Source organism: Haloferax larsenii, assembly GCF_024730625.1.
In the GTDB taxonomy this organism is placed as follows: Archaea; Halobacteriota; Halobacteria; order Halobacteriales; family Haloferacaceae; genus Haloferax; species Haloferax larsenii.
Genome location: NZ_CP078063.1, coordinates 2125312 through 2138686, shown reverse-complemented (window position 1 = coordinate 2138686; position 13375 = coordinate 2125312). Strand labels below are relative to the sequence as shown.

The window sequence follows — 13375 nt, the reverse complement described above, 5'->3', positions numbered from 1 at the left end:
GGGGTTCAAGGCCCCTCGGATTGTAGTTAAACATGCTTCCGTACCTCGGTTACGGGAGCCACCGCGGGCCAGTGCTGCTACACTGGGTCCGCTTTGATTCTGGATGGACCCGAAGACGCTCAGGTCCGCGTGTAGCTTCCGTTACATTGTCAGTGCTCACCAAGGAATCATTAATCTTTGCATACGCAAAGTCTACAAGATTCAAATGCACAGAAATTACAACTCATATGGGGGTTCTAAGCATCCTGTTCACAGAGAATCGCGCATGCGCCAACGGGCGGACTGGATGGTTCCAATCGACGACTCTATTCTCGAATACGTACGTGACGCAGGTGAGGTACCTCCTGCAGTCATCGGCCGTAATATCGACTCTCACCGGAACTACGTCGGCGTCCGCTGTCGGGAACTCTCGAACTACGGTCTCCTCTCGCGTGAGGAAGATGGTTACTACTCGCTGACTTCTCTTGGCAGCCAGTACCTTAACGAGGAACTCGACGCTGGCGAACTCGACGCCGGAGAGTGAGCACCCACCACCCTGACCCGTAAAGGGGGCGGGTGGCTGGGTGGGTGGTGAAATTGATTCTACAGGTCTCTACGTTGAACCTCATTTTTCAGTTTTCTTCGGTCATGTTCCCATTTTATGACCTTTTCACGGCTATCCACCTGCGACATACTTTCCGCGTCAGTATCTGGTGTCCCGTAGTAGCACAGGCTCACCATCCCATTTTTTTCTTTAAAGAAGAAGTCTAAGCCAGCAGACTCAAACTCCCCGTTCTGGTAGTCAACGAACATTCGAAGCTCGTCGTCACTCACATCTGTTATATCATTCATACTGCATACATTACTACGCACTAAATAAATGTAAAACCAGTGCATGTTTCACGTTATTTTACAATTCAGCAGCCCCCGTTGCAGGGTGCCGCATGCACTCTCTGTCTTCGTCGTAGTAGTCATCTACCAGCAGTATATGGTCCGCACTCTCCGGGTCCGTGATACCGTGCTCCCCGACGAAGTGACGTGCGTGCATCGTCCCGTCGCCGTGGTACGCGAAGTTACACTTCGAGCACCGCCACATCTCACCACGTCCGAGACTGTGCTGTAGTCTCGTTTCGTCGAGGATTCGCTGCACCGGCAGCTTCAGCGGAGCCATATCGACGCCACCGCCGTTCGGGGCGTGCTCCTCGCCGTCGCGGTCGATGATAGCCTCTAACTGCCACTCCGATTCCAGCGACTCGCGGCGGAACGATTCGACTGTGCAGTCGTTCTCCCCGTACATCACCGATTCCACGAAATCGGCGTGCTTCGGGTCTATCATGTTCCGCCCGAGCATCGACGCCACGGTCGGCATCTCGTCGCAGTGTTTCAACTCCTCCTCGACGCGCTTCCGTATCCTCGTTCGTGTCGTCGTCTCCCCGACCCTCACCGCCGCGGTCGCGCTCGGCCAGCGTTCGGCCAGCGTCAGCTCACGCCCAGTCTCTTCCGACTCTCCTTCGGCGTCGAGCACGTCGCTCAGTTCGTCGTCCGTGACTGGTTCAGTGAGCCGTGACTGGTCGATGTTCCATCCAGAACCGCAGCAGGCGCAGACTACATCTGGTCCGCGGCCGTCGTCCCACTCGACCGCTTCGCCGTGGGCATCGGTCTGATCCGATTCATCGGACTCTGCCCGCTGCTCGCAGGCGTCCGCGGTTATCGCCTCGGTGAGTACCTTCGACCGAGAGGACCGCCGTCGCGCTGCCGACCAGTATATCGCTCCCCACGCAAGGTACTCGATAGGCTTCTCAAGGAGTTCCTCGGTGTATCCGCCCATGTACGCCGCGAGGTACGAACCCATGTTCTCCACGTTGGCGTTCAGGGAGATACAGCCGTCAGACTCCTTCTCGTAGTCGGTTATCGTATCGTAGTCGTGTGCCGACCGACCGGCGTACTCGCACACCTCAAGGTGCTTCTCGATGACCCGTTCGAACTCCCTGCCGACGCTGTGCAGGTCGCCAGCGCGTTCTCCAAGCGGTTCAGTATCGAAGTAGACGCCCACGTGGAGATGCGTGTAGCACGCGTTCATCCCGGTTCCGTCGCCGCCCATTCCGTGCGGCTCTGCCTGGAGCCAGTAGCCCCACTGGTCGGCGTCGAGGCCGAGATGATACTCCATCGTGTTGCGCAGTGTGTCACGTACGCCGTCGTACGAAAACGAGTCGTGCAGCGCGTCGGTGTGTTCTACCGGCGAAATCCGAGTACCGTTTGGTACCGACGAAGCCGTCAGGGTGAGCATCGCGGTCGCGGGCGCGTCCCACGCTGCGACTGACTCACCGCCGCTCGGCCGCTCTCCTCCGGCCATCTGTCGCTGCAGCGCCATCGCGCGGGCGTACTGCTTCTTCGAGTATTCTTCACCCCACGCGTCCGTCAGCGGTATCTCGAACGTCTCGCCCTCTCTGTTGCCGAACCGGGCGAGTAGTCCGTCATACCGTTCGTGTGCGGTGAGGAATGCACTCAGCGCATCTGCCCACGTCGAGGCCTCTCGTCGCTGCAGTTCTGTCACCTGAAAGCCCCGCTCGTACGGCTGGTCTGGTTCGACCCACTGGTCGCGCCACTCGGCTTCCGTGACGATGCGCCGCAGCTTGCGCCCGTGGGTCTGACAGACTGGCGTCTCTGCGAGTTCCGGGTACTTCTGAACGAACTCCAACACTCGTTCGTGTACGAGTTCGTCCAGTTCACCGGTCCCGTGAGAACGGGCGTATTGAGCCTCTACAGAGTTAGTCTCCTTGGAAGGCCGAGAGGCCACCCCTTGCTGGGGCGAGTCGTGAGCACCCTCACTGCTCACACGAACCTCCGTCAGTTGAGAGGGGTTCGCCCTGCAGGTGGTGGCGGCTGTGAGCCACCGGCTCTACAGCGACGAGGTTTTCCGGTGTGTTCAGCCACGGAATCGAAATCTCGTGATGTACGTGCCACCCTACGGGAAGCGCATCAAGACCGTACTCTGCTACGAAGACCAGCCGATGGATGTAAACCGTCGCGTCGTCGCCGCCGCTCCGGCACCTAACGTACTCGTAACCCTCGCCTGTGTGGTGGAGGGTTAGAGCAGCATCATCGGTCACGCTCGCCTCCGTCAGCACGAGCAGAATCGTTCAGACGGCACTGGGCCTTACCGCCGCTCGTTTTCGGCCGACGGCCGTCGGCCTCTTGCGGCCCGGCTTCCGGGTCGAGGGGCAAGCCCTCGCTTCCGGCAGGCTCCTCCCTCCCGCGCCTCGGGGCGCTCGGCGCGGGCAAGACGGTCGTCGCCTCACCGGACCTTGCGGTGGTTTCTTTGACGGCTTGGTGTGCCCACAACAGGCTGGTGAGACGGTGGTCTCTCACCTTTTGGTCGAGCGCAGGAACACGCGCGCACCCCCGACATTCTCGGTACTTGGCCGCCTGTTCAGCATGGTCGACAAGGCAGCGCTGGTTACAGCTCGCGCATTTGTACTTGACGAGTCGCCACCAGTGCCGCCGCTCAGGAGGGTCAAAGGCTGGTGGGTCTTGGATGTAGTAGTCCGGCCCTCCGTCGTACTTCGGTTCTCTGGGACTCTTATCCCAGATTGTCATCTGGTTGGGCGAGTCGAGACGCGTTAGTGGCCGTGCGACGGGTATCTTTGGGTCGTCAGGACGCCACTGGTCCTTTGGGTCCGCGTCGAAGTCGTCACTTCTCCCTAAGGGGAACTTGCGAGAATTACCCCCGCTCTCGTCCGCAGAGCCGCTGCTCTCCGGGTTTGGAGAGTCACACACGGGGAAACACCCCCGGTGTGCTGCAGGGTCGTTTACAGCGCCGCTGCTCCTTGTTAAAACCCTGCGTTAGAATTAAGGTTAGAGTGGGGCCGGAGGGATTTGAACCCCCGATCGACTGATATCTCCGGTGTGCGCCTCGGAACTCCAGAGGGTCTTCAACACGACCGATGATCAGTCGGCCGCTCTGTATATCAGCTGGAGTGTCGTCCCGGGCGCCAAGCCTCTGGAGTCAGTCGCCATGCCGGGCTTGGCCACAGCCCCGATTTGCGTGCACTCTTTCGTATGGCGATTTTTCTTAAAGGGGTTTCGATTCTACTCGTCGCGGTCGTCGTCCGCCCAGTCGCACTCTTGGCACTTGTAGGCGGTCACGAATTCCGTAATACTCGGCATGTAGCCGACCGAGATGACGTTCTCTCCGCATTCGGGGCAGTCGAAGTCGGCGTCCTGAATCGCTTCGGCTTCCATCGGCCGCTCGCCTTCGACGAGTTCGGCCAGCGTCTCTGGAGTGACCATCCGCCCTTGTACGACGCGGTTACTCATGTCCCGACGAAACGCGCCGAGGTAAGTAAGCCCTCCGGCACTGGACCCGAGTTACGGCATCGCCACGGTCACGGTTCGCGTCCGCGGGCCGTCGCACTCGACGAGAAGGACCGACTGCCAGCGACCGAGGTCTAACTCACCGTCGACGACAGGTATCGAGACACCGTTGCCGACGAGAAGCGCGCGAAGATGCGAGTCGGCGTTTCCGTCGAGTGTGTCGTGGTCCCAGCCGTCGTCCGGAACGCTCTCGGCGAGCATCGTCTCAATATCTCCCAAGAGTCGTGACTCCGCCTCGTTGACGCAGACGCCCGTCGTCGTGTGACGCGAAAAGACGGTACAGACGCCGTCCGCGTCCGACGGGAGCGCCTTAGAGACCTGCCGAGTAACGTCGATAGCTTGGAGACGCCGGTCGGTCTGGATGTCGAAGGTTCGGCGCATACACCGCGTTCGGTGCGCAGGTGGAAAAAGACGGCTCGCGATGCGAAAAAATGAGACCCTGAACTACAGCCACGGCGCGCGTGACTCTCCCTCGCCGGGATAGCCGTATCCGGGTTCGGGCGAGTCGTCGTCCGTGTCTTCGACGACTGCGTCGTCGGCGTCGGCGACGACCGCCTCACCAGCAACGTCGCCGGCTGAGACACCGCCCGAAACGTCGTCACCACCGTCGGCGACCGCGCCATCGACCGAGTGGGATGACGGGGACTCGACTGCGGGTGCGTCGTCGAAGTCGGCACCGGCAGACGAAGCGTCGGCCGCGACGTCGGATTCGGGGTCGGCTGCCGACCCGGGGTCGAAGGCGAAAAGCGCCGTGACGCCGAGGACGCCGAGTGCGACGGGTGCCTGCGTCGGCATCAGGCCGAGGACGTCGAGCGCGAGCATGCCGAGCGCGACCGAACTCCCGAAGCGGAAGAGGTCGATGTCGACGTTGCCGCGCAGACGGGGCGCGAAGACGGCGACAGCACCGGCGAAGCCGACGCCGGTTCCGGCGGCCGCACCGGCGTTGATGAGCCGGGACGGGTCCGGGCTGACGACGAGTTCAGCGCCCGCGGGGTTGAAGCTGGCAACGAGACCGAGACCGATGATGACACTTGGTGACGGGAGATATTCGCCGACCTTCGAGGAAGCCGTCTTCGCGGCGATGGCCAGGATGACCAGCCCGGCGAAGCGGTGGAAGACCTCGAAGTTGAGTAGCGTCTCGATGGTCTCCGCGATGGCGGCCTCGGTGACCGCAATCGGGATGAGGAACGCGCCCAGGAGCAGGATAGACGTGAGCTGCTCGCGGCGCGAGCCCTCCATCTCTGCGAGGATGACGGCGACCGTCGCCGACCCACCGAAGATGAGGAGACCAGTCTGTAAGATACCCGTGACGGAGTTCAACGCCCCCGCGATGATGAGCGCGGGGAAGATTCCGTCGACGAGAGGGAGCGCCATGACGGTGGCGAGAAGCCGGGTCGCACCACCTACCTGTTGCTCTAGACGAAGGGCGACTGGGTGACGTGAGACACTCATTACGTGTTATTGGCCTTGACCATGGCCCAAGCGGCGATAAGGACGCAATTCAGACAAACGCGTACGAGAGGTTCGTACGTTTCGTCCATTGTGTCCTGGTTTGAACTCCCGTTTAAATGTCTGCCACATCGGTGTAAAGAGAATGCCGGAGTCGAGGTTCATCTGACCGGCAATACGCGATGCAACGGGACACGTGGAGTCCATACACAACGAATTTCGGACAGGAGTATTAAACGTTGTGTGGGATACGACCGCATGGAACACAGACATATTTGGCTCTTTTTTAAATGGTGGTGTGAAATCTTCGGATATTTCTCTAGTGGCCTATGATACTGTGGTACACGTTCGTGAACATGATGATTATTCACGACCGACTTGCATTACGATAGTCTGTCACACTTGCACACGAGTGAACTCATCAAGTCGCGCGAATGTAACCACCACCGTGTATATCTCGCCCGCCAGGTTTGCCAAACATCTGCACGCCTGTGCCATCTCGCAACCCTTTTGTTGCCCCCGAAACCACGCTTGATATGGCGAACGACGTTCCTGACCAAGAACCCTTCACCGAGAAGCTTCGGGTACCCGAATCCCTCACATTCGACGACGTACTGCTCCGACCCATGGAAAGTCGGGTCGAGCCAGACGACGCGGACGTCTCGACGCGCGTCTCGAAGAACGTCGAACTCAATATTCCGATTCTCTCTGCTGCGATGGACACTGTCACCGAGAGCCGGATGGCCATCGGGATGGCCCGCGAGGGCGGCCTCGGTGTTCTGCACCGCAACATGGACGCAGAGGCGATGGTCCAAGAGATAGAGCGCGTCAAGCGCGCCGACGAACTGGTCATCCGCCGCGACGACGTGGTCACGGCGCGACCCGAACAGACCATCAGCGAGGTCGACGAGATGATGGAGCGCGCCGGCGTCTCCGGTGCACCCGTCGTCGGCGAGGACGACGTCGTCCTCGGCATCATCTCCGGCACGGACATCCGCCCGTACCTCGAAGTCGGCGAGGCCGACGAAGTCCGCGAAGCCATGACTGACGAGGTCATCACGGCCACACGCGACGTGAGCGCCCGGGACGCCCTCGAACTCATGTACGACCACAAAATCGAGCGCGTCCCCATCGTCGACGACGACAGCCGACTCGTCGGCCTCGTCACGATGCAGGGCATCCTCCAGCGCCGCGAACACGAGAACGCCGCCCGCGACGATGACGGACGCCTCGTCTGTGGTGTCGCAGTCGGCCCGTTCGACGACGAGCGCGCCCAGATGGCCGACGAGGCCGGTGCGGACGTCATCTTCATCGACTGCGCCCACGCGCACAACCTCAACGTCATCGACGCCGCCCGCGAAATCAAAGAGACCGTCGAGGCCGACGTCGTCGTCGGCAACGTCGGCACGCGCGAAGCGGCCGCGGAAATCGTCGACTTCGCAGACGGTCTCAAGGTCGGTATCGGCCCCGGTTCCATCTGTACGACCCGCGTCGTTTCCGGGTCTGGTATGCCCCAGATTACGGCCGTCGCAGAAGTCGCTGACGTCGCCGCCGAGTACGACGTGCCCGTCATCGCCGACGGTGGCATCCGCTACTCCGGCGACGCCATCAAGGCCGTTGCCGCCGGTGCCGATGCCGTCATGCTCGGTTCGTACTTCGCAGGCACAGACGAGGCCCCCGGCCGCGTCATCACGATGAACGGCAAGAAGTACAAGCAGTACCGTGGCATGGGGTCCGTCGGTGCGATGCAGTCCGGCGGTGCCGACCGCTACCTCAAGGAAGACAACGAAGACGAGGAGTACGTCCCCGAGGGCGTCGAGGCCGCGACGCCGTACAAGGGGTCGCTCGCGTCTGAACTCCACCAGCTCGTCGGTGGCATGCAGTCCGGCATGGGCTACGTCGGTGCCGAGACGATTCCGGAAGTCAAAGAGCGCGCTCGCTTCGTTCGCGTCTCCGCCGCTGGCCAGACCGAAGGCCACCCCCACGACGTGATGATTACCGACGAAGCGCCGAACTACAGTCCGAGCGAGTAACCCCACGGGAACGCGTTCGCGTTCGTCACCTTTTGTTGGACTCGACGCTCAGAACGCTCTTTATTCCGCTTTCGGACCGGTCGCTATCTTCTCGGAACACCTCGGCGTTCGAAATTCCATCGAGGAACGCCATCTTCAGAAGACGACCTCCACGTCGAACTTCTTGCGCCAGCGGTAGCGACGGCCGCCCCAGACGAAGGTCCGACGCGCCAGCCCGTACAGGAAAAGCGGGACTTGGGCGAGTGCCGCGGGGTACGCCAGAAGGAACGTCCACCGAGGCTCACCGACGGCAGCGTAGAGGCCCAGTTGGAAGAGCGTCAAGAGCACGAGGGCAGGAAGCGGGAACGCGACAGCCCCAACCGAGACGAGCGTTGCGAGGAGGACCATCACGACCATCCCCTTCGGGTCGTGATAGCGAACGATTTGCGTGAATCGGACGTGCCGTTCGAGCGTGTCGCGAATCGACCCGCCGACTGGAACGCGCCGTGCGCGTCGAAGCGGCGTTACGTCGAGGTGTTCGGTGAGTATTCCGTCGTCGCTCACCGTGCGCCGAAGGTCGGCGAAGAACGCCTCGACGTCGAGGTCCGACCGCTCGAACAGCACCGCGCCACCCCAGACGATGTCGTCGGCGTAGACGCTGAGCGTCCCGCCGACCGCGTAAACCGGTTCGAGGAGCATCGAGAGCGGGTCGCGGCCGACGAAAAACGGCATCTCGGTGACCGGTCCGTGTTCCTCGTAGGCGGCGTGTAGCTTCGCCAGCCAGTCTGGTGGGTGATAGAAGTCGTCGTCCGTCCAGACGATGCGGTCGTGTTTGGCTTCGCGCATGCCCGCGATAATCGCGTTCGCCTTCCCGGAGCACCCCGCCGGTTCTCCGGCGTTCACGATTCGAACCCCGTCCGGCAGCCCACCCTCTCGGCTTGTGATGGGGTCGGACTCGTCGTCACAGACGAGTAGCAGTTCGTCCTCCGGTGTGAGTTGCTTTGCGACTTCCTCGCATGCATCTGTCCACCGAATCGTCGGAAGGAGGATGGTTGTCGCCGGTGGGTCACTCATGCATCGACTACATTATTGATTTTTTATATACATTTCCAATCGACACTATTGGGGTGAATCGTGGTCCTGACGGGATGAGCACGGCCTGTCCGTCGAACGCGGCGACTGCGACTACACTATATGTAGCGTGTGTGCGTTCTGCACGCAGCCGAAGTCATAGAGGATGATTAATAGGGAAGCATACCCTGCATCTACAGAGCGATGGATTCCGCGGAGCTGCGTACCGCGCTTCGAAACGCTGGATTATCACAGTATCAAGCGGAGGCGTACGTTGCACTTCTTCAGCTGGGGGCGGCGAGTGCGACGGAGTTAGCCGACGCGTGTGCCGTTCCAACGGCGCGAATATACGACGTTCTCCGTGACCTCGAAGCAAACGGGTATATCGAAACGTACGAACAGGACAGCCTCCACGCACGGGCGTGCAACCCAGAAACGGTTATGGAGGATCTCAAGAACAGAGCAAACCAACTCGACAAGGCGGCGTCAGAGATTGAGACGCGCTGGCAAGAGCCGGCCGTCGACCGACACATGCTGAGTATCGTCAAGCGATTCGAAACAGTGTTCGGTCGGGCCGAAGAGCTGATTCGGGACGCGACGAGCGAGGTTCAAGTCTCTGTCACGCCGGAGCAACTCGAAGCACTCAGGCCTGCGTTGTCGCGGGCGCACGAAAACGGCGCACTGGTGAAAGTCTCTCTGCACCCCGAACAGGGAGACACACTCGACTCGGTCGACAAACGATTGTTCGAGGGAGTGGCGACAGAAGTCCGCCGTCGGACACTCCCGACACCGTTTATCGCCATCGTCGACAGGACTGGAACGTGCTTCGCCCCGCACGCGAACTCGGTCAACCAATACGGGGTGCTCGTCGACGACTACACGATGACGTACGTGTTCCACTGGTACTTCCAGACGGCTCTCTGGGAGGTCTGGGACGTCATCTACTGCACGCATTCGAACGAACCACCAATTATCTACTCTGATATCCGGAACTTCGTTCAGGATGCAAAGCCGTTGCTCGACGAGGGCAAGCGCATCGTCACGAATATTGTCGGGCACGAGACAGAAAGCGGTGAGTCAGTCGAGTTCACCGGAGAGCTAACCGACCTCTATTACACGGCGGTCTCGACACCAAACGACTCACTGTCGTTTTCTGAACTTGCGGGACAGGTCTGCTTGACGGTCGAAACCGAAGACGAGACATATTCGGTCGGTGGGTGGGGTGCAGTTCTCGAAGAGGTCGAGGCGAACAGAATTACCATCGAAGTGATTTCTTGAACAGTCATCATCGCCGAAATGTATAACAACACGTAGGCCGCATATTTTGTACAAACCTGTTCAGGACACCACGACTGACAAGGGGTATTTTGATATACCACCGCACGACATTCAATTTCGTGAGTGTTCCCGGAACACCACTGAACTACCAATGAGTGATGAACAGCCACTCGTGCTCATCGTCGAAGATGAGCCGGACCTCGCCGATCTGTACGCAACCTGGCTTAGGAAAGACTACCGTGTTCGTGTCGCTTACGGTGGTCGCGAAGCCCTTGAGAAACTGGACAACGAGGTCAACGTTGTTCTCCTCGACCGTCGGATGCCCGACCTCTCGGGAGACGAGGCCCTCGCCGAAATCCGCGACCGCGGCTTCGAGTGCCGCGTCGCGATGGTGACAGCCGTCGAACCTGACTTCGACATCATCGCCATGGGCTTCGACGACTACCTCGTGAAACCGGTCTCTCGCGAGGCGTTGACTGAAACCGTCTCGAACCTCCTGTTGCGAAACGACTACGATACAGGGATTCAGGACCTCTTTTCTCTCGCGTCCAAGAAAGCCCTGCTCGAATCAGAGAAAGACGAAGCGACGCTCAAAGACAACGAGGAGTACCAAGAACTCACCGCGCAGCTGAACGAACTGCGCGCTGAGTTAGACGAAACACTTGGACAACTTGACGATACCAAAGGGGTCACGGCAGTGTACCGAGACATCGGTGAGTCGTCTGACTCCCAAGATTCGTAGACCGGTCGACGCGATAACGATCCGGGAACTGTTCCGCGGCTTTTTCCTTTCAATCATCGACAACAGAGAGATTAGCCAACTATTCCTCGTTTAATGTGTTATTGATGCTACTTAATTAAGTTAATTATATATCAGAATTACACGAAAATTTATATTTTGTAGTCGCTCCTCGGTGTGAGTGCAATGTCCGACAACACCAACTCGATGGTTTCGTACCTTCGTCAGAATCCGCGAATGATGGGCGTCCTGTTCACGCTCACCCTCCTGCTGTCGCAAGCAGGTAGTGCGGCAGCAGGAGGGAGTGCAAGTGTCATTTACGGTCCGTAACTAAGTCAAAAACCCTTCATCCCAGTGTATCGAGTCGTCGTAGATGATTGGCATATTCTCTAGAGAGAGAAAGTCACGCAGCTCATCCTGTGTCATTTTGACATTATTTATTCGCTGAGACCCCAGATAGTAGCTGTTATTATCTGGGAATGCGGGACGAATCAGAGACCCAAGACCACACCGAGAGGTTGGATACACTTGATACGAAAGGTGATACGCATCATTATCTACTTGGGTTACTTCGCATAGGACCGCAGTTCCATTTTCAGTTTGCACGACAGAGATTCCACCATCACCAACAACACCGTATTGGTGTGCAACATCACTGTCTTTTCGGACGACATCAAGAGAAGTCTGCAGTGGGAATCCAGTGTTCAACAATCGCGCAAGCGTTCGACCCACGCCGACCGCTTGACTGTTGATAACGTCGCTGAACGTGACGATACCACCGATAGCTCCTGCTTCGACGAGCGCTAGTCCCTGGTCATACGACTGACAAGCGTTGAGGAAGAACGCCCCGGTTCCGACGTGGTCTAGCGTCTCGGCGTCGACCTTCCCATCACGGCATTGGAAGCCCTCGCCGTCGATATGACCGATATAGTGCAGGAAGTCAGTTGGTTCTGCAAGGACCGAGCGTAACTCGTCGCGAGAGAGGTCGTAGTGGGCGTCGACGTCGAACGCGAGTTCCTCGCGTGACCCGTACACCTCGTCGACGACGTCGCTTTCGGCCAACATCTCCTGGTCGTTGCAGACGACGGTTATACCGATGTCACCGTCTGCTGGTTTGCGCTGGAGTCTGTTCTGATACGCCGCCGGTGTCGTCTTACTCGCGCCGACGGGCGTTCCGTCGCTAATCCACGCCTGTTCGACCGAGTCGGTCGATTGCGGCTTGACGTAGGTCTCTCGTCCGGTCGTCGCCCCCGTACTCCGCACGATATCGTCTCGAAGGAAGTCGTCTACGGCCGACGCCTCGACTTCCGAGTGAGGGACTTCCGTGCCGTCTGGTGTTCGAACCACGGCCAAGTCGTTCGTCACGAAGGGAAGCAGTTCGACGTTGTCGGGTTGGGGGGCAACGTGTGTGGTCAGCTTCCACTCGGGAACGAGGTCCTTGATTTGCTCGTATGGGACGTCGAAATAGGCCTTGAGTTGCTCTCCAAGCGGTGCGTCGTACAGTGCCTCGGCATCGATGTCGAGGCGAGACTCGACCACTTCGCGTTCGTGCAGGTCGACGGCGTAGATTCCCTCCGTTCGGACGACGCAGTCGAGGAAAAACGTCTGTTTGAGCGCGCGTGCAACGTCGTCTTCGAACGCGCGCGGACCATCGAACTCGTGAACGAAACCGCTGTCAGTGACGAGTCGCGGTCGAGGCCCCGAGACGAGTTCGGCACCGAGATAGTACGCGAGCGGTGCCACGACGAAGATATGTCGTAGGTCCGGCGGGATTTCGAGTCGGATGCCGGTGTCGGCGGCGTGCATCCCCTCCGGAATATCGAGTTCGTCTCCGAGTTCCAAAAGCGGCGGATGGCCCCTGAGTGTGGGGTAGGACCGCTCGACGCTCGTCGTCTTGAGTGCCGAACTGAACGCCGAGACGGCTTTCATCACGTCTGCCGGGTCGTCCGTCGTCGTGATAGTCGCGGCCGGCGACTCGTGCGACGAGCGAGCACCGACCAGAACACCCTGCGATTCGTCGAGAGAGATGCTCGTCTCCAGCGGTTTGGCATCGATAGTGAACGGACCGTCGACTTTGAGATACGTCTTCACGGGCCCGAACAGTTCGAGACTGTACGTTCCCGGTCCGAACTGCTCGGCGCGGCGCTGGTCGACCTGTGCAAGCATCGAGCCAGCATCGTCGCGAACGCAGACGACCGTGTTGGCAGCGATGTCGATGCGGTCGGTTTCGATGCAGACTGCGGCGTCTGTCGGGAACCAAAATCGGGTCTCGTCTACCGGTTTGGGAGTGACTGGTGCGGGCGTTTCCAACCTGAATTGATGTCGTTCAATTTGGTCTCGAACGAGTAGGCCAGCACTGTCTGACGGGAGTGAAAACCCAACCTCCAGGCCCACGGAGGCGTCGGACCCTTCACCCAGACCGGACTGTTCCATTGTTAGTATATGTCGTGATTCGAGTGAAAAGCGTATTGGT

14 protein-coding genes and 1 tRNA gene are annotated in these 13375 nt (G+C 59.5%); 5 read left to right on the top strand and 10 right to left on the bottom strand.

Annotated features, from left to right (window positions below):
- Nucleotides 1–265: 265 nt before the first annotated feature.
- Nucleotides 266–523, top strand: coding sequence for a hypothetical protein (locus KU306_RS11140; RefSeq protein ID WP_258301953.1), 258 nt, complete (start codon nt 266–268; stop codon nt 521–523).
- A 59-nt stretch (nt 524–582) separates the two neighbouring features.
- Here the strand turns inward: KU306_RS11140 and KU306_RS11135 are convergent, their stop codons facing one another.
- From KU306_RS11135 to KU306_RS19125, 8 genes are all read right to left on the bottom strand, one after another.
- The gene (locus tag KU306_RS11135) at nt 583–831 is read right to left on the bottom strand and encodes a hypothetical protein (RefSeq protein ID WP_258301952.1); all 249 of its coding nucleotides are present in this window, start codon (nt 829–831) and stop codon (nt 583–585) included.
- A 58-nt stretch (nt 832–889) separates the two neighbouring features.
- On the bottom strand, nt 890–2680 hold the full coding sequence (locus KU306_RS11130) for a hypothetical protein (protein WP_258301951.1): 1791 nt from the start codon (nt 2678–2680) through the stop codon (nt 890–892).
- A 124-nt stretch (nt 2681–2804) separates the two neighbouring features.
- Entirely contained in the window at nt 2805–3089 is a 285-nt protein-coding gene (locus tag KU306_RS11125; RefSeq protein WP_258301950.1) for an HNH endonuclease, read from the bottom strand.
- A gap of 751 nt (nt 3090–3840) precedes the next feature.
- Nucleotides 3841–4017: transfer RNA gene (locus KU306_RS11120), tRNA-Trp, on the bottom strand.
- A 51-nt stretch (nt 4018–4068) separates the two neighbouring features.
- Nucleotides 4069–4269, bottom strand: a complete 201-nt coding sequence (locus KU306_RS11115) for a DUF5795 family protein (protein ID WP_007539725.1) — start codon at nt 4267–4269, stop codon at nt 4069–4071.
- A gap of 78 nt (nt 4270–4347) precedes the next feature.
- Complete coding sequence (locus KU306_RS11110) at nt 4348–4734, bottom strand: secondary thiamine-phosphate synthase enzyme YjbQ (protein ID WP_007539722.1); 387 nt, start codon at nt 4732–4734, stop codon at nt 4348–4350.
- A 63-nt stretch (nt 4735–4797) separates the two neighbouring features.
- Entirely contained in the window at nt 4798–5727 is a 930-nt protein-coding gene (locus tag KU306_RS11105) for a DUF5794 domain-containing protein (RefSeq protein WP_258303395.1), read from the bottom strand.
- Between the two features lie 84 nt (nt 5728–5811).
- Nucleotides 5812–5967: a DUF8099 family protein gene (locus KU306_RS19125; protein ID WP_484494627.1), complete on the bottom strand. Its 156-nt coding sequence runs from the start codon at nt 5965–5967 to the stop codon at nt 5812–5814.
- Nucleotides 5968–6338: 371 nt separating this feature from the next.
- Here KU306_RS19125 and guaB point away from each other — a divergent pair, with 371 nt between their 5' ends.
- Nucleotides 6339–7835, top strand: coding sequence for an IMP dehydrogenase (guaB, locus tag KU306_RS11100; RefSeq protein WP_007539718.1), 1497 nt, complete (start codon nt 6339–6341; stop codon nt 7833–7835).
- Nucleotides 7836–7970: 135 nt separating this feature from the next.
- Here guaB and KU306_RS11095 read toward each other — a convergent pair whose 3' ends face one another.
- Complete coding sequence (locus KU306_RS11095) at nt 7971–8888, bottom strand: glycosyltransferase family 2 protein (RefSeq protein WP_258301949.1); 918 nt, start codon at nt 8886–8888, stop codon at nt 7971–7973.
- Between the two features lie 201 nt (nt 8889–9089).
- On the opposite strand from KU306_RS11095, the gene KU306_RS11090 reads away from it, so the two are divergent.
- From KU306_RS11090 to KU306_RS11080, 3 genes are all read left to right on the top strand, one after another.
- The gene (locus KU306_RS11090) at nt 9090–10163 is read left to right on the top strand and encodes a TrmB family transcriptional regulator (protein WP_007539713.1); all 1074 of its coding nucleotides are present in this window, start codon (nt 9090–9092) and stop codon (nt 10161–10163) included.
- 151 nt (nt 10164–10314) lie between these two features.
- Nucleotides 10315–10905 (top strand): response regulator transcription factor, encoded by a 591-nt coding sequence (locus KU306_RS11085; RefSeq protein WP_007539711.1) that lies wholly within the window; start codon nt 10315–10317, stop codon nt 10903–10905.
- Nucleotides 10906–11088: 183 nt separating this feature from the next.
- On the top strand, nt 11089–11232 hold the full coding sequence (locus tag KU306_RS11080; protein ID WP_169316547.1) for a DUF7503 family protein: 144 nt from the start codon (nt 11089–11091) through the stop codon (nt 11230–11232).
- On the opposite strand, the gene KU306_RS11075 is transcribed toward KU306_RS11080, so the two are convergent.
- Entirely contained in the window at nt 11233–13335 is a 2103-nt protein-coding gene (locus KU306_RS11075; protein WP_258301948.1) for a hypothetical protein, read from the bottom strand. It abuts the gene before it with no gap.
- Between the last annotated feature and the right edge of the window lie 40 nt (nt 13336–13375).